This is a genomic window from Georgenia soli (genome assembly GCF_002563695.1).
GTDB lineage: Bacteria > Actinomycetota > Actinomycetes > Actinomycetales > Actinomycetaceae > Georgenia > Georgenia soli.
The window spans coordinates 3,558,263-3,574,131 of record NZ_PDJI01000004.1 but is presented as its reverse complement, the minus strand read 5'-3'; the positions used below and the strand labels follow the sequence as shown (position 1 = coordinate 3,574,131).

The window sequence follows — 15,869 nt, the reverse complement described above, 5'->3', positions numbered from 1 at the left end:
CGGAAGGGAGCATCATGATCCGTCTGCTCATCCGGGCGCTGATCTTCCTCGTCTCGGCGGCGCTCGGGCTCCTGGTCGCGACCTGGCTGCTGGACGGCGACTTCGTGCTGTCGGCGTCGGGCTTCGTCGTCGCCGTGCTGGTGTTCACCGTGGCGCAGAGCGTGCTCTCGCCCTTCATCGCGAAGACGACCGCCCGCTTCGCGCCGTCGTTCCTGGGCGGCATCGGGCTGGTCTCGACGCTGGTGGCACTGGCCCTGGCGACGCTCGTGTCGGACGGGCTGAGGATCACCGGCGCCAAGGGCTGGATCCTCGGAACCGTCATCGTCTGGCTGGTGACTGCCCTCGGCACGCTCCTCCTGCCGATGATCTTCCTGAAGGAGAAGGCCGCTGAGCGAGGGGGCACCGGCAAGCCCGGACGCCCGTAGTTGCGGTGGACAGGTCGTCGGAGGGCCTGTCGCTCGTGCTCACGCCCGTAGGGGCGCGGGTGAGCTCGGGGGTGGGCCCGAGCTCTCTCCGAGGCTGCTCGGCCTGCTCCACCGCTTGACGAAGCACGTGGGCACCGGCAGGGCAGGACCTGCGGCACGGAACTCGCTCGGCGACGTCCCGACGATCTCGCGGAAGGTCCGGCTGAACGTGCCGAGACTGGTGAACCCCACGCTCATGCAGATGTCGGTGACCGAGCGGTCGGTCTCGCGCAGCAGGCTCATCGCGCGCTCCACCCGCCGGCGCTGGAGGTAGCGGTGCGGGGTCTCGCCGAAGGTGTCCTTGAAGGTACGGATGAAGTGCGCGTCGGACACCAGCGCGATGCGAGCCAGCGCCGGGACGTCCAGCGGCTCGGTGTAGGCGCGGTCCATCGCGTCGCGGGCGCGCAGCAGCCGGCGGTTGGTCTGCTCCGACTCCCGGCTCACGGCACGATCCTGCTACGGGTGCCCCGGCATCTCCAGCACCTCGGCCGCCTCACCCCGCCGGCTCGAGGAGGCGCGGGACCGCCAGCACGCGGGCGAGCCCCGGCTGGTCCGGGTCGTCCCGGATGGGGCGCCCCCCGAGCCACGAGCCGACGACGTTGGCGAGCTCGCCGGGATGGCTGAAGTTGAGCGCGTGCGCGGCACCCTCGATGAGCACGACCGCGTCGTGCTCGGGTGCCAGGCTCGCCACCTCACGGACCCGGTAGGGCGGCGGCATCAGCGGGTCGCGGGTGCCGATGACCGCGAGCGCGGGAACCGGGGTCCGCAGGAGCCGTGCCTGCGAGGGGAACCGGATCAGCTGGGCGAACAGGCGCAGCGCGCTCACCGGACCGAACCGGACGTAGTCCGGGACCGCCACGCGCGCCATTCGCGGGCTCTCCCGCACGGCATCGATCCCCAGCTGGACCAGGGCGCGAGCGAGCGGCTGGTTGTGGGCGCCGCCGGCAGGGGAGACCAGCACCAGCCGGTGCACCCGGTGGGGCGCGGCGTGCGCGACCTCGAGGGCCACCGGGCACCCCATCGAGTTGCCCAGGAGGACCGCCTTCTCCAGCCCGAGCTCGTCGAGCAGGGCGAGCAGGGTGCGGGCCAGGGCGGGGATCCCGAGGGGCCGCGACGGTCGCTCGCTGCGCCCGTACCCGGGCAGGTCCGGCACGATGTTGAGGCCGACGGGCGTGAGGAGCCGCGCCGTCGGCATCAGGTAAGCGCCGGAGATGCCGAACCCGTGGACGTGGACGATCGGGACGCCCGCGGCGGCGTCCCCGCCCTGCCGGTAGCGGACGGTCCACCCGCCCACCCGCACGGCGCCGGAGGTCCACCCGGCACCGTCGCTGCTGCTCATGCCGCGATGGTGGCACCGCGTTCCCTCCGGCGGCTCACCCCGGACGGGTGAACCGCGGGCCTCGACGCCAGCGGCGACGGCGCCATACCCGGCGGTGGGCCCATGGTCCGGTCCCTCAGCCTGCGGCGCCCCGTAGTTTCGGAGACAGCAGGACCCACCTACCGAAAGGGTCGTCATGAGCACCTACGTCGTCACCGGCGCCGCCTCCGGCATCGGCCTCGTCACCACCGAGATCCTCACGGGCCGCGGCCATCGCGTCCTTGGCGTGGACCTCGCCGGCTCCGACATCGACGCCGACCTGTCCACCGCCGCCGGGCGCGCCTCCATGGTCGAGGACGTCCGCGAGCGCACCGACGGCCGCATCGACGCGATCATCGCCTGCGCCGGCCTGTCCTCCCCGACCGTCGCCACCGTGCGCGTGAACTACTACGGCGCGATCGCCACGCTTGAGGGGCTGCGGCCGCTGCTGGCCGGGTCCCCCGCGCCGCGCGCCGTCGCCGTCGCGTCCATGGCCTCGCTCTTCCCGCCGGACGAGGAGCTGCTCTCGCTGCTGCTCGACGGGACCGAGGACGACGCCGTCGCCCGCGCCGCCGAGCTCGCCGCGGACGAGCGCGCCGGCCAGATCTACGGGACCAGCAAGCGCGGGCTGGCGCTGTGGGTGCGCCGCCAGGCCGCCACCCCCGAGTGGGCGGGCGCCGGCATCCCGCTCAACGCGGTCGCCCCCGGCATCATCGAGACCCCCATGGTCACCGACCTCATCGCCACCGACGAGGCCAAGGCCGCCCTGCTCCAGACGGTGCCCATGCCGCTCAACGGCATCGCGAAGCCCGAGGTCGTCGGCAACCTCATCGCCTGGCTCACCGGCGAGGAGAACACCCACCTGTGCGGCCAGGTCGTCTTCGTCGACGGCGGCTCGGACGCCGTCCTGCGGGGCGCCAGCACCTGGTGACCACCCCGACCTGAGCGGGCGACGGCGGTCAGGTGGCCCCGCCGTCGTCCGCTCTGCCACCCTCGCCCTGGCGAGGGTGGGCGTCGTCCCGGGCTGCGACGTCGTCAGGACCGTCGACGACGTCCGGACGCCCGACGACGTCCGGCGCTCCGGCCCCAGCCATGGGCAGCCACCCCGCCGGGAGACCGGCGCGGCGCACCCCGGACTCCGCCGCGCCGAGAACCACCTTGACCCCCACGCCGAGCAGCACGAGGCCTGAGACCATCTGGACGGTGACGGCGACCCGGGCCGTCTCGGTGACGGCGGTGATGTCGCCGAAGCCCACCGTGGCGAGCGTGGTGACGGTGAAGTACAGCGCGTCGGTGCGGTCGAGCTGCTCGGTGAACGACTCCGGCTCGTAGGCCGAGAGGTTCGCGTAGAAGCCCGCGAAGAGCACGACGAAGAGCGGGATCGACGTAGCCAGGGCCTCGACCGCGCGAAGGCGCGGCGCCCGGGACATCGAGATGGCCCGCACCTGCCACATGAGCAGGCCCACCAGCACGGCGATGATGAGCACCACCGGCGCCAGGGTGGCGGTGCTGCGTCGCGCGTTGGCCGGCCAGAGGTAGTAGACCACCACGAGCACGACGGCGATCAGCAGCGGGCGCAGCAGCGCCAGGCGCCGGAGCCGACGGCGACTCCTGCGATCGGGGGTGGGCGCACCGCTCATGGTGGGCACCATGTTCCGCCCTTCCTGGCACCGGCGTGGCGGCTTCGCAGCCGCCGTCGGAGTCAGGCGCCGTCCGGGACGTCCCCCCGCCCGACCAGCAGCTTGCGCAGCAGGTTCGCGAGCCGGTCCTGCTCCGCGGGCGTCAGCGCGGACAGCAGCCGGCGCTCGTTCTCCAGGTGCTCGCCGACGACGGCGTCGACCTTCTCGCGCCCGGCGTCCGTGAGCGTGATGAGGACCGAGCGCCGGTTCGCCGGGTCGGTCTCGCGCGTGACGTAGCCCTTGGCCACCAGGTGGTCCAGCCGGTTGGTGATCGCGCCGGACGTCACCATGGACGTGCTCACGAGCGCCCCCGGCGTGAGGCGGTAGGGCTCCCCGGAGCGGCGGAGCGTGGCGAGGATGTCGAACTCCCCGGGCTGCAGGTCGTTCGCGGTGAAGAAGGTGCGGAGCTCGCGGTCCAGCAGCTGCGCCGCGCGGCTCAGCCTCCCCACGACCCCCATCGGCGCCGTGTCGAGCTCCGGGCGCACCGCACGCCACTGCGTGAGGTACCGGTCGACCCTGTCCTCCATGCGAAACCCCTCAACGTTGAACTGTTTGACGGCATCCTAACGCAGGCGTACTGTCCTCAGCATTCAACACTTCAACATTAAGGAGTTGGCGATGTCCCGATCGCCCGGCCGCTCCTCCGCCCTCGCCCTCACCGCGACGACCGCCCTCGCGCCGGCCGTGTGGGGCAGCACCTATCTCGTCACCACCGAGCTCCTGCCGCCCGGGCACCCGCTGTGGCTCGGCGTCATCCGCGCCCTGCCGGCCGGGCTGGTCATCCTGGCCCTCACCCGACGGCTTCCCCACGGCGGGTGGTGGTGGCGGGCCGCCGTGCTCGGCACCATGAACATCGGCGCCTTCTTCGCACTGCTCTTCGTGGCGGCCTACCGGTTGCCGGGCGGGGTCGCGGCGACGCTCGGCGGGGCCTCGCCGCTGCTGGTCGCCGGGCTCGGCGCCCTCGTTCTCGGTGAACGACCGACCCGCGCCCGCCTCGGGTTCGGCGTGCTCGGCCTGGTCGGTGTGGCCCTGATGGTGCTGCGGGCGGACGCCGCGCTCGACGCCGTCGGGGTCGCCGCGGGGCTGGCCGGCACCGTGTCCATGGCCGCCGGGATCGTGCTGACGAAGCGGTGGGGGCGGCCCGTCGGCCCGGTCACGTTCACGGCGTGGCAGCTGACCGCGGGCGGGCTGGTGCTGCTGCCGCTGGCCCTCGCCGCGGAGGGGGCCCCACCGCCGGTGGACGCTCCGGCGCTGGCCGGGTACGGCTGGCTCGCCCTCGTCGGGACGCTCGGCGGGTACCTGCTCTGGTTCCGCGGGCTCGGCAGCCTGCCCGTCTCCGCGACGTCGTTCCTCGGGCTGGTCTCCCCCGGCGTCGCCACGCTGCTCGGCTGGCTGGTGCTCGATCAGGACCTGACCGGCCTGCAGGCGACCGGGTTCGCGCTGGCGATGGCCGCCGTCGTCGGGGCGCAGCCGATCTCCTCCAGGCGCTCTGCCGAGACCGCCCCGCCGCCCGAATCTCTCGGAACGACGTCGGAGCGCCCGAGGGCGACCGGGACGCACCCGGAGACCACCGTCTCGCCTCCCGCCGTGGCTGTCACCGGCACGCGAGCGTGAGAGGCGATCGCCCGCGCCGACGGGCACGATTCGCTGGCGCGTGCTCAGCGACTCGACCAGGTCGTCGAGATCCGTGCCTGGTCCAGGATCACCCCCAGCTCTGACGGGGGCACCGCGTCGGGAAGCCGCCGGAGGAACTTGGAAAGCTGGCGCCGGTTCACGAGGAGCACCCCCTCGGGCGGTGTCCTGATCGTGAGGCTGGCGTGTCCGACCAGCACGATCATGGGGAACACGCTCACGTGGAATCCGCACGCTGCGCTGAGCAGCCGTGACGCCCGGTCCCCCTCGTGCACAGCGTTGCGGATGTAGGGCCGCTTCTTGCCGTTGACCATCAGCGTGGTGCCCGCCACCCAGACCTTGCCGCCCGGATGGTGCTTCGCGTTGATCGTGAACACGCCGCCCGGCCCCATGATGACGTGGTCGATGTCGGAGCCCCTGGTGCCGACGGGAACCGCGTTGAGGTAGCCCCAGCGGGGGTCGCGTCCGCGCAGCCGGGCGAGCTGGTCGGCCACGGCCTCCTCCCCCTTGGCGCCGACCCGCCACGACCTCTCCTCCGTGTGCGCGTCGGTGAGCCGGCCGAGGAAGGTGCGCACCGGAGCCTGCGAACGCAGGGCCTCCGCCTGCTCCCACGCCATCGCCCCGGGACGGCGGCCTACGAGATCGAAGGGTTCCGCGGATGTGGGACGGCGGCGCTCCCTGGCTGACGTTCGCCGGGGCCCCGGTGGCGCCGGGCGAGGAACTCCGTCGCCCGCGCCTCGCCGCGACGGCGGCGGCGGCAACGTGGGCGCTGGTGCCAGCGCTGGCACTGGCGCTGGCGCTGGCGCTGGCGCCACTGACGGTGCCGGCGGTGACGGCGGACGCGTGAGCAGCTGCGCCGGCGGTGGCGGTGGGGCGTCGCCGGCGAACGCACGGGCGATGAGCTGGTGGGCCTGCGGCGCCAGCACCCCATCGGCAGGCCCCCGCACCGGACCGGAAGTGGTCGGCAGCGCCGTGTCCTTCCCGGGTGCTGGCGCAGGGGCATACGGCTCCGGTGCGCCGCGCAGGCGCCGGATCCGCACCCGTGTGCGGGGGTCCGGCGGCGGCAGCACCGAGGGCGGCGCGGCGGCGACGCCGTTGCCTCCGCGCCCACGCTCCGGCTCGGCTCCGACGTCCGAGCTAGAGACCGCCGGACCCGACTCCGGCCCCACCTCGGGATCCCCGCCGGGACGGGTGCCTCCGTCGTCGTCGCCCCAGGTCCTCATCCAGTGATCGACCTCGGCGAGCACCGCCGCGACGCCCGGACTGGCCGCGTGCACCTGCTGGTCGAGGAGGTCGTACCAGCCGAGCTCGAGACCGTCCTCGTTGGTGACGTGGAGCCGGTCGCTCCCCACCCGCTGGCGCCGGCGCACGGTCAGACCGCGGAGGTCTCGGCGCCGGACGCCAGGGGTTCCGGCCGGAGGGATGGCCATGAGAAATGCTCCCAAATCCTCGCCACCGCGTCCGGAAAACGGAAAGTGCAGATCGAGCAATTTCAGGGGCGCTTCTCGACAGTCGTCCGAGGTCGGAAGTGTCCCCCGCCCACACGTCAGCGACCATCGTCGGGCGGGGCATCAGCTACCGTCCCGATCACGGACGTGGATGGTCCGGTGTGACCGGACCGACGGGACACGCACCGGAGCATCGGAAGAGCTGGGAGACGAAGACCCGTGACGAACGTGCGGCGGCCCGGCCCGGACGCTGGAGAGGTTCGGTGCCGTCGCCGGTCGTAGGACAAGCGCACCGGCCCTGGGTCCGCCGCCCTCGTCCGACCGTGTCGCTGACCCGTCGCGCTACGCGGCACCGGCGAGGTCGAGCACCACCTTGATGTCCTCGGGCCGGCGCTCGAACGCCTCGGCCGCACGTTCCAGAGGAACCCGCCGGCTGATGAGACGCGCGAGCCAGTCCCGGTCCGCGCGGGCGAGGGCGTCCGCAGCGGCGGCGTAGTGGCGGAGGTTGGCGTTGACCGAGCCGACCACCACGTCGTTCTCGAGCACGATCTCGCGGTTGAGCTGGCCGGCGTCGACGGTGATGCGCCGCCCGGCGGCGGAGACGCCGGTGAGGCAGACGATCCCGTACGCGGCGGTGCTGGCCATCGCGTCGATGACGACGCTGCTCGCCCCGGTGGCCTCGACGACGACGTCGGGGCTGACCCGGGCGGCGACGTCCTCCAGGCTCCCGGTGTGGAAGGTGGCACCGAGGTCGGCGACCAGCCCGGGCTTGGGACCCTCGGTGACCCGGTCGAGGACGTGGACCTCCAGGCCGCGCTGCGCGCCGAGCATGGCGGCCAGCAGCCCGATCGGTCCGGCACCGGTGACGAGGACCCGGTGCGGCTCGAACCAGGAGCGCTCCCCCACCCGCTCGACCTGCTCCCACGCCTTGGCGACGACGCTGGTCGGCTCGAGCAGCATGCCGACGTCGGCGAGCCCGGGGTCGAGACGGACGGCGTAGTCGGCCTCCACCCGCCACACCTGGCTGCCGTAGCCGTCGCGCTCCTTGATGCCGCGCTCGGTGTACCGGCCGTTGCGGCACATGTCGAACTCGTCGTGGGCGCAGGCGCCGCAGGGCTCGGGGTCCGGCCGGCGCACGACGCCCACGACGAGGTCGCCCGGCGAGACCGCGGCTCCCTCGGGTGCGGTACGGACCCGTCCGAGCGACTCATGGCCGAGTACGAGACGCTCGTGCCCCGGCGGCGCCCAGCCGTACTCGCCTCCGGCGATCTCCCGGTCGGTGCCGCACACGCCGAGCGCGACGCCGTCGACGACCACGTCGCCCTGGGCGTCGTCGGGCTCGGGGACGTCGGTGACGGCGAGGCTGCCGGCCTGGCCGGGGACCACGGTGAGGGCGCGCATACCGGTCACTCCTTCTTCCGGGGGCGTTTCGCGGGGTGGGTGCCGCTGAGGTGACGGGCGGTGTTGACCAGACCGACGTGGCTGAACGCCTGCGGGGTGTTGCCCAGCTGCCGGCGCAGGTGCGGGTCGTACTCCTCGGAGAGGATGCCCACGTCGTTGCGCAGGTCGAGCAGCCGCTCGAACAGCTCGGTCGCCTCGTCCGTGCGGCCGGTGCCGTGGAGGGCGTCGGCGAGCCAGAAGCTGCACGCCAGGAACGCCCCCTCCCCGCCGGGCAGGCCGTCGACCCCGCCGTCCGCGTCGGGCCGGTAGCGCAGCACGAAGCCGTCCTGGAGGAGCTCGCGGCGGACGGCGTCGACCGTGCCGACCACCCGATCGTCGTCCCACGGCAGGAACCCGACCTGCGGGATGAGGAGGAGGGCGGCGTCGAGCCCCTTGGAGCCGTAGAACTGCGTGAAGGTGCGGCGGTCGGCGTCGTAGCCCCGCTCGCACACCTCGGTGCGGATCTCGTGGGCGGTCGCCCGCCAGCGGTCCACCGGCCCCTCGAGGCGGAGGTGCTCCACCGCCTGCACCGCACGGTCGAGGCCGGCCCACGCCATCACCTTGGAGTGGACGAAGTGGCGCGACGGGCCACGGATCTCCCACAGGCTTCTGTCCTGGTCCTTCCAGTGGCCCTCCAGGTAGTCCAGGAGCGCGAGCTGCAGGTCCCACGCCTGCGGGTAGGCCGAGAGCCCCGCCTGCCGGGCCACGTGCAGGCCGTCGAGCACCTCGCCCCACACGTCGAGCTGGAACTGCCCCGCGGCGGCGTTGCCCACCCGCACCGGCGCGGAGCTCTCGTACCCGGGCAGCCAGTCGACCTCGTACTCGGTGAGGCGCCGGGTGCCGTCGATGCCGTACATGATCTGCAGGTCCGCGGGGTCCCCCGCCACGGCGCGCAGCAGCCAGTCCCGCCAGGCCCCCGCCTCCTTGACGTACCCCGTCCCGAGCAGCGCCTGGAGCGTCATCGTCGCGTCCCGCAGCCAGCAGAACCGGTAGTCCCAGTTCCGGGGGCCGCCCAGCTGCTCGGGCAACGACGTCGTCGCGGCCGCCACGATGCCGCCCGTGGGTGCGTAGGTGAGCCCCTTGAGGGTGATGAGGGAGCGGTGGACGGCCTCCCTCCAGTCCCCCTCGTACACGACGTCGGAGATCCAGCGCCGCCAGAACCTCTCGGTGCGGCGGAGCACCTCCTCGGGGTCGCGCCGTTCCGGCGCGCGCTCGTGGGAGGGGTGGTGCGTCAGCACGAACGGCACCCGCTGGCCGGCGGCCACCTCGAACTCGGCCACGGTGGAGAGGTCCTTGCCGACCAGCGGCGCGGGCGTGTCGAGCCAGACCGCGTCGGGGCCCGCGACCGCGGAGAGCTGCTCGCCGCGCCGCGTCACCCAGGGGACGATGTGGCCGTAGTCGAACCGCAGCCGCATCTCCATCCGCATCGGGACCCGGCCGGAGACGCCCTCGACGATGCGCACGACGTCGGCGGCGCGGTCCCGCACCGGCATGCAGTCGATGAGCCGGACGGTGCCCTCGTCGGTGTCCCACTCGGTCTCGAGGATCAGGGTGTCCTCGCGGTACCGCCGCCGCGTGCAGGTCTCGCCCGACGCCGGGGCGATGCGCCACGCGCCGGCCTGCTCGTTGCCCAGCAGCGCGGCGAAGCACGCCGAGGAGTCGAACCGGGGCAGGCACAGCCAGTCGATGGAGCCGTTCCGCCCCACCAGCGCCATCGTGTGCAGGTCACCGATGGGGGCGTAGTCCTCGATGCGCATCCCCATCGGCCACCTCCCCGCGGTCACGACGTCGTAGGCCGACTCTCGTCCTCCCCGGAACACCGCGCAAGCCGTGCCGCACGGCGAGGCGTGCCAGCCCCGCACTACCGCCGCGCGGATTTGTTGGACGTTTCCGCCATGGCGCGAGGGCGCCGGCGGGCGGAGCCTGACCTCACCCGCTCAAGGAAGAAGGGCCACCATGGCCAGCGCCGAGACCAAGAACTTCAGCTCGCCCGACGAGACCCGGGAGTTCAAGGGGAAGGGCCGCGCAGAGTTCCTCACCGTGAACGGACGCCCGGTCAGCAAGGGAACCTTCGAGCCGGGGTGGAAGTGGTCGGTGAACCTCAGGCCGATCGCCCAGACGGACTCCTGCCAGGTCGAGCACCTCGGGTACGTCATCTCCGGCAGGATGCGGGTCGTCATGGACGACGGCACGCAGTTCGAGGTCGGCCCCGACGACCTGTTCGCGCTGCCGCCCGGCCACGACGCCGAGGTGGTCGGGGACGAGACGTGCGTGCTGGTCGACTTCGGCCAGGTCGGCCAGTACGCGACGCCGCCTGCTTCCTAACGGAAGCAAGCCGCCAGGCCGTTAGGAGCCGACGGCGGACCCGGCCGGCTCGATCTCCGGCTCGTGGTGGTGCCGCCGCTCGAGCGCGGCCCCCTCGACGTCGACGTTCGGCAGCAGCCGGTCGAGCCAGCGCGGGAGCCACCAGGCCTTGTCGCCGGCGAGGTGCATGAGCGCCGGCACGAGGAGCATGCGGACGAGGAAGGCGTCGACGAGCACGCCGAACGCGAGACCGAAGCCGATCGGCCGGATCATCGCCATGTGGGAGAACATGAACCCGCCGAAGACGGAGATCATGATGATCGCCGCGGCGGTGACCACCGCACGGCCGGCCCGGCGCCCCTCGATGACCGCCTCGCGGGCCGGCGTGCCGTGCACGTAGGCCTCCCGCATGCCCGAGACCAGGAAGAGCTGGTAGTCCATCGCCAGCCCGAACAGGACGCCGATGAGGATCGTCGGCAGGAAGTTCAGCACCGGCCCGGGCGTGTGGACGCCGAAGACCTCCCCCAGCCAGCCCCACTGGTAGATCGCGGTGACGCCGCCGAAGGCCGCGAACACCGACAGGATGAACCCGCCCGTGGCGATGACCGGCACGAGGATCGAGCGGAACACCAGCACGAGGATGATCAGCGAGAGCCCGATGACCAGCCCGAGGTAGGCGGGCAGCGCGTTCGAGAGCTTCTCCGAGATGTCGATGTTCCCGCTGGCCGCGCCGGCGACCGCCAGGTCGACGTCGGGCTCGCCGTCGACGCGGAGGTCGCGCAGCTCGTGGACCAGCTGCTCGGTGGACTCGGTGCTCGGCCCCTCGGCGGGGACCACCTGGAACGCGGCGAGCGCGAGGTCCTCGGACGTCCCGACCGGGGCGACCGCCACGACGTCGTCGAGGCCCATGATCTGCCTGCCGACGGCGACCTGGATCGCCTGCACGTCGGCCTCCTCGGTCCCGGCGGGCAGCTCCGCCACGACCAGCAGCGGGCCGTTCTGCCCGGCGCCGAACTTGTCCTCGATCACGGAGTAGGCGCGGTACTGGGTGGAGTCCTGCGGCTCGGAGGACCCGTCCGGCAGGCCGAGGCGCATGTCGAGCGCGGGCAGGGCGACGACGACGAGCGCGGCCACCCCGGTGACGATGGAGAGCACGGCGGCGCCGGTGGACATGGCGCGCGCGGGCTTGCGCTCGTGCGGGCGCACGGTCCGCCCCCGCAGCCGGCGCGGCAGCACCCGGTGCCCCACGAGCCGGAGCAGGGCCGGCATGAGGGTGACGGCCACGAGCACGGCGATCGCCACGCAGGCGGCCGCGACGGTGCCCATGAGCCCGAGGAACCCGATGCCGGTGACGTTGAGCGCCAGCAGGGCGATGAGCACGGTGAGGCCGGCGAAGACGACGGCGTTGCCGGACGTCCCGGTGGCCAGGCCGATGGACTCGTGCAGCTCCATGCCCTCGCGGAGCTGGCGGCGGTGCCGGTTGAGGATGAACAGGGAGTAGTCGATGCCGACGGCGAGGCCGAGCATGAGGCCCAGGACGGGCGTGACGCTCAGCATCTCGATCGTGCCGGACAGCGCGAGCGCACCGAGGGCGCCGACCCCGACGCCGATGAGGGCGGAGAGGATGGGCAGCCCCGCGGCGACGAGGGTGCCGAGCATGACGATGAGGACGACGACGGCGACCCCGAGGCCGATGAGCTCGGCGGCGCCGGCGATGCTGTCGATGCTCTGGGTGATCTCGGCGGAGTAGTCGACGTCGACGCCGTCGACCGGGTTGTCCTCGAACGCGGCCTCGACGCCCTGCTTGGTCTCGGTGGGCACCTCGTAGGTCGGGTCCGTGAACTGCACGGTCACGGTGGCGGCGGAGCCGTCTTCGGAGACGGTGCGGATCCCGCCGGCCATGGCGAGCTGCTCGGCGCCGAGCTCGAGCTTCGTGCTGCCGGCCTCGAGCTCCTCGCTCTGCGCCTCCAGCTCGGCGGACTGCTTCTCGAGCTCGGTGCGCCCGGCGTCGAGCTGGGCCTGCTGGGCGTCGAGCTGGGGCTGCGCCTGCGCGAGCATCCCGGCCGTCTCGGCCTGGGAGCGGGCGGCGTCGAGCTCGGCCTGCCCGGCGTCGAGCTGGGCGCGGGCGCCCTCGAGCTGCTGGCGGCCCGCGTCGATCTGCTCCCGTCCGGCGGCGATCTGCGCGCGCCCGTCGGCGATCTGCTTCTCCTGGTCCGCCAGCTGGGCCGTCACGGCGAACGGGTCGACGACGGTGCTGACGCCCTCGACGTCGGAGACCTCGGCGAAGACGCCGGTGAGCGCATCACGCTGGGCGTCGGTGAACGGCGAGCCGTCGGCGGTGTGGAGGACGACGGTGCCCGTCCCGCCCGCGGCGTCGGGGAACTCGGCCTGGAGGCGGTCGGTGACCTCCGCCGTCGGGGTGCCCGGGATGGTGATGGCGGTGCTGAGCGTGCCGCCGAAGGTGGCGAACGCCGCCCCGACGGCGACCAGCACGACCAGCCAGGCCGAGACCACGAGCCAGGCGCGCCGGGCTGCGAACCTGCCGAGCCGGTAGAGCAGTTCTGCCATCGAGCGTTTCTCCTCCGGGAGCGTGCCGGACGGCGTGCGCCGCCGTCGTCGAAGCGGATTCGATTGATCCGCTTACGTACGGTACGCGCCTAAGCGGATAGGTCGCATCCACATGCATCCGTATGATCCGTCACATGAGGGACGACGGCGGAGCCGCGGACGGTACGTCCGCGCGCCCCCTGCGCCGCGACGCCGAGGAGAACCGCGGGCGCATCGTGCGCGCGGCCCGTGAGCTGTTCGCCGCGCAGGGACTGGGCGTGGGGTTCAACGACATCGCCCGCCACGCGGGCGTGGGCGTCGGCACGGTCTACCGGCGCTTCCCGGACAAGGCCACCCTGGTCCGCGACGCCCTGCAGGACGAGGTGGCCCGCCTCCTCGAGGTCGCCGACGAGGCGCTGGGCGGCGCGCCGGCGTGGGACGGCCTGATGCTCCTCGTCGAGCACGTGGCCGACCTGCTCGCCGCGAACCTCGGGCTGCGCGACGTCGCGCTCGGGCCCGGCCAGCTCTGGAGCGAGTTCGACGAGGTGGCCGACCGTGTACGGCACCACTTCGAGGAGCTGCTCCGGCGGGCCCAGGCGGAGGGGTCGGCTCGGGCCGACGTCACGCCGCAGGACCTGACGATGGTGTACTTCATGGTCACCGAGCTGGCGCTGCACGCGTCGGAGACGAACTCGCGCGCCTACCGGCGGTACCTGACGGTGTTCATGGACGGCCTGCGGGCCACGAGCTCAGCGACCCCGCTCCCCGAGCCGCTCGACGAGGCGGACGCGGACCAGATCGCCGGTCGGTGGACCTCCTCGTCCTGAGAACGGGCCACGGGGCCCGCGTGCGGGCAACCCTGGCCGGCGAGGACTGGCCGCTCAGTCCTTGCCGCGTCCACCGTCCTTGCCGCCGCCGTCCCGGTCCCGGTCGCCGTCGTCGGCGCCCTTCTCGTCGCCTTGCTGGTCATCGCCGGCGTCCTGGACCTCAGCGCCGAGGGTGGCGGTGACCTCGTCCAGCAGGGCGTCGGCGTCGGCCTGGCTGAGGCTGCCCTCGCGGGTGAGCTCCTCGACCTGCTTCTCGAGGTCGCTGGCCTTGTCGGCGGCCTTGTCCGCCTTGCCCTTCTCCAGGGCCTCGGCGACCTTGTCCCACTGCTCCTGCAGGTCGTCCCTGGTCTCGTCGTCGGTCCGGAGCGAGGCGAGCAGTGCCGGGACCCCCTGGCCGGTGACCGGCCCGGTCCGCCCCCGAGGTGGTTCCTCGGCCGGCCCGGGAGACGGCCGGGCGGCCTCCGGGGCGGGCGTGGCCGGCGGCTCGGACGTCGGGGCGGCGGTCGCGGCGGGCGGTGCACCGTCCGCCGAGGGGGCGTTCCCGGCCGGCTCGCCGCCCCCGAGAAGGACTGCCGACGTGGCGACGCCGCCGAGCACCGCGAGGGCCGCAACGCCGGCGACCCACCCGCGCCCGGAGCGGGCCGCGCCGGGGGAAGCCCGCTCCTCACCGGCGGGGGCGCCAGGGGCAGCCGCGCGGGGCCGGTCCGCTCCCCCGCCGTCGTGCCTGAACGCCCGCGTGGCTCCCGTAGCGGGCATCACCTCGGTCGCCGCGGTGGGCGTGAGCGATGCAGCAGCGGGCAGGCGGGCGCGAAGATCCTCGAGCGCACGGGCGGCCGCCGCGGCGGACGGACGCTCGGCGGGCCGTTTGGCCAGCATCGCCGCGACGAGGTCGTCCAGCTCGTGCGGCACGTCCGCGGCGAGGGTGGCGAGCCGTGGTGGCGACGCGGCTGCGTGCTGGCGCAGGACCTCCAGGGGGTGGGCCCCGGTGAAGGGAGGTCGTCCGGCGACCATGGCGGTGAGGAGGCACCCGAGCGCGTAGACGTCGCTCGCCGGGGAGACCTCGCCGCCCTCCCCCTGCTCGGGAGCCATGTACTGCGCCGTGCCGACCACGGTGCCCGGCTGCGTCAGAGCCGCACCGGCGGCCTGGGTCGCGGCCGCGATCCCGAAGTCGACGACCGTGACGTCGTCCCCGTGCAGGAGGACGTTGGCGGGCTTGACGTCGCGGTGGACGATGCCGGCCGCGTGCGCCGCGGCCAGGGCTCCGGCCACCCGCCCGGCGACCCGGAGGGCCTCGCTCACGGGCAGGGGGCCCTGCCGCAGCGCCGCCGCGAGGTCGCCGCCGTCGATCAGCTCCATGACCAGGTAGGCCGTCTCCCCCTCGACGCCCGTGTCGTGCACCGTGACGATGTCCGGGTGCCGCAGGCCCGCGACGGCCACCGCCTCGCGCCGCAGCCGCTCGCCGAGGGCACGATCGTCGGCCGTGGCGAGGTCGACCGTCTTGACGGCGACACGGCGGCCGAGCCGGGCGTCCCTGGCCTCCCAGACCTGGGCCATCCCGCCTCGTCCGATCAGCCGCCGCAGCTCGTAGCGGCCCGCGAGAACCTGAAACCTCATGGCAGCCATGATGACGGCCGGCGACTACCGCCTGGGGAAGCGGGCCCACACGTGCTTGGCTCCGCCCTCGGAGTACCAGGCGACGTCGAGGGCCACGCGCTGGGCGATCTTCAGCCCGGCCCCACCCTCGCCCAGGGCACGGTCCTCGGAGATCGCGGGCGGCAGCTCGGGGGCGTGGTCGATCACGTCGAGCACGAACTCCTCGTCGCCCACGAGCAGGCGCACCTTCGTGGGCGGCAGCGCGTGGACGATCGCGTTCGTGGCCAGCTCGGAGGCGACGAGCACCATCCGGTCGGCGACACCGCTCAGGCCGTCGGAGTAGGCGGCGCCCCGTTCGCGCAGCGCCTGGGTGAGGTCCGCCCGGAACGTGGAGAGGTGCTCGCTGCGGTCCAGAAGCCAGTGCGCGACCACCTCGTAGTCCTGCGGCGGGTAGGACTCTGCCGGCAAGGGCTGGTTCACGGCTCTCCTCAGGTCGGACGGCGAGGTCTCATGGTCGGGGGACCGGGCTGGGACGGCAACCGGTGTGGAGATTCCGGTCTCATTCGCGGCGCTCCGAC

16 protein-coding genes are annotated in these 15,869 nt (G+C 73.5%); 6 read left to right on the top strand and 10 right to left on the bottom strand.

Translation table 11 applies throughout. The features are described 5' to 3' along the window. The first annotated feature begins 14 nt into the window (after positions 1 to 14). Complete coding sequence (locus tag ATJ97_RS17510; RefSeq protein ID WP_098484835.1) at positions 15 to 425, top strand: phage holin family protein; 411 nt, start codon at positions 15 to 17, stop codon at positions 423 to 425. A gap of 39 nt (positions 426 to 464) precedes the next feature. Here ATJ97_RS17510 and ATJ97_RS17505 read toward each other — a convergent pair whose 3' ends face one another. Together ATJ97_RS17505 and ATJ97_RS17500 are read right to left on the bottom strand one after the other, a co-directional pair. Further along, complete coding sequence (locus tag ATJ97_RS17505) at positions 465 to 908, bottom strand: helix-turn-helix domain-containing protein (protein WP_245862691.1); 444 nt, start codon at positions 906 to 908, stop codon at positions 465 to 467. A gap of 49 nt (positions 909 to 957) precedes the next feature. Beyond that, positions 958 to 1,803 (bottom strand): alpha/beta fold hydrolase, encoded by an 846-nt coding sequence (locus ATJ97_RS17500; RefSeq protein ID WP_098484834.1) that lies wholly within the window; start codon positions 1,801 to 1,803, stop codon positions 958 to 960. A 175-nt stretch (positions 1,804 to 1,978) separates the two neighbouring features. Here ATJ97_RS17500 and ATJ97_RS17495 point away from each other — a divergent pair, with 175 nt between their 5' ends. Beyond that, entirely contained in the window at positions 1,979 to 2,752 is a 774-nt protein-coding gene (locus ATJ97_RS17495; protein ID WP_098484833.1) for an SDR family oxidoreductase, read from the top strand. Between the two features lie 28 nt (positions 2,753 to 2,780). On the opposite strand, the gene ATJ97_RS17490 is transcribed toward ATJ97_RS17495, so the two are convergent. Further along, positions 2,781 to 3,461 (bottom strand): potassium channel family protein, encoded by a 681-nt coding sequence (locus ATJ97_RS17490; protein WP_170037552.1) that lies wholly within the window; start codon positions 3,459 to 3,461, stop codon positions 2,781 to 2,783. Between the two features lie 62 nt (positions 3,462 to 3,523). Then, positions 3,524 to 4,027, bottom strand: coding sequence for a MarR family winged helix-turn-helix transcriptional regulator (locus ATJ97_RS17485; RefSeq protein WP_098484831.1), 504 nt, complete (start codon positions 4,025 to 4,027; stop codon positions 3,524 to 3,526). Between the two features lie 91 nt (positions 4,028 to 4,118). On the opposite strand from ATJ97_RS17485, the gene ATJ97_RS17480 reads away from it, so the two are divergent. Next, the gene (locus ATJ97_RS17480; protein ID WP_098484830.1) at positions 4,119 to 5,114 is read left to right on the top strand and encodes an EamA family transporter; all 996 of its coding nucleotides are present in this window, start codon (positions 4,119 to 4,121) and stop codon (positions 5,112 to 5,114) included. Positions 5,115 to 5,158: 44 nt separating this feature from the next. Here the strand turns inward: ATJ97_RS17480 and ATJ97_RS17475 are convergent, their stop codons facing one another. After that, on the bottom strand, positions 5,159 to 5,749 hold the full coding sequence (locus ATJ97_RS17475; protein WP_098484829.1) for a nuclease-related domain-containing protein: 591 nt from the start codon (positions 5,747 to 5,749) through the stop codon (positions 5,159 to 5,161). Positions 5,750 to 5,790: 41 nt separating this feature from the next. On the opposite strand from ATJ97_RS17475, the gene ATJ97_RS17470 reads away from it, so the two are divergent. Beyond that, a complete protein-coding gene (locus tag ATJ97_RS17470; protein WP_098484828.1) occupies positions 5,791 to 5,979 on the top strand; it encodes a hypothetical protein in 189 nt (62 codons plus the stop codon). A gap of 943 nt (positions 5,980 to 6,922) precedes the next feature. Here ATJ97_RS17470 and ATJ97_RS17465 read toward each other — a convergent pair. Together ATJ97_RS17465 and ATJ97_RS17460 are read right to left on the bottom strand one after the other, a co-directional pair. Continuing rightward, the gene (locus ATJ97_RS17465; RefSeq protein WP_098484827.1) at positions 6,923 to 7,981 is read right to left on the bottom strand and encodes a glucose 1-dehydrogenase; all 1,059 of its coding nucleotides are present in this window, start codon (positions 7,979 to 7,981) and stop codon (positions 6,923 to 6,925) included. 5 nt (positions 7,982 to 7,986) lie between these two features. Continuing rightward, complete coding sequence (locus ATJ97_RS17460; protein WP_098484826.1) at positions 7,987 to 9,783, bottom strand: glycoside hydrolase family 15 protein; 1,797 nt, start codon at positions 9,781 to 9,783, stop codon at positions 7,987 to 7,989. Positions 9,784 to 9,976: 193 nt separating this feature from the next. Between ATJ97_RS17460 and ATJ97_RS17455 the strand changes: the two genes are divergently transcribed. After that, complete coding sequence (locus ATJ97_RS17455) at positions 9,977 to 10,345, top strand: cupin domain-containing protein (RefSeq protein ID WP_098484825.1); 369 nt, start codon at positions 9,977 to 9,979, stop codon at positions 10,343 to 10,345. A 21-nt stretch (positions 10,346 to 10,366) separates the two neighbouring features. Here the strand turns inward: ATJ97_RS17455 and ATJ97_RS17450 are convergent, their stop codons facing one another. Further along, entirely contained in the window at positions 10,367 to 12,892 is a 2,526-nt protein-coding gene (locus tag ATJ97_RS17450) for an MMPL family transporter (RefSeq protein WP_098484824.1), read from the bottom strand. A gap of 134 nt (positions 12,893 to 13,026) precedes the next feature. Between ATJ97_RS17450 and ATJ97_RS17445 the strand changes: the two genes are divergently transcribed. After that, positions 13,027 to 13,698 (top strand): TetR/AcrR family transcriptional regulator, encoded by a 672-nt coding sequence (locus ATJ97_RS17445; RefSeq protein WP_170037549.1) that lies wholly within the window; start codon positions 13,027 to 13,029, stop codon positions 13,696 to 13,698. A 54-nt stretch (positions 13,699 to 13,752) separates the two neighbouring features. On the opposite strand, the gene ATJ97_RS17440 is transcribed toward ATJ97_RS17445, so the two are convergent. Both ATJ97_RS17440 and ATJ97_RS19910 read right to left on the bottom strand, forming a co-directional pair. Further along, positions 13,753 to 15,312, bottom strand: a complete 1,560-nt coding sequence (locus tag ATJ97_RS17440; RefSeq protein WP_170037546.1) for a serine/threonine-protein kinase — start codon at positions 15,310 to 15,312, stop codon at positions 13,753 to 13,755. A gap of 24 nt (positions 15,313 to 15,336) precedes the next feature. Then, the gene (locus tag ATJ97_RS19910) at positions 15,337 to 15,771 is read right to left on the bottom strand and encodes an ATP-binding protein (RefSeq protein WP_098484821.1); all 435 of its coding nucleotides are present in this window, start codon (positions 15,769 to 15,771) and stop codon (positions 15,337 to 15,339) included. Positions 15,772 to 15,869: the final 98 nt, after the last annotated feature.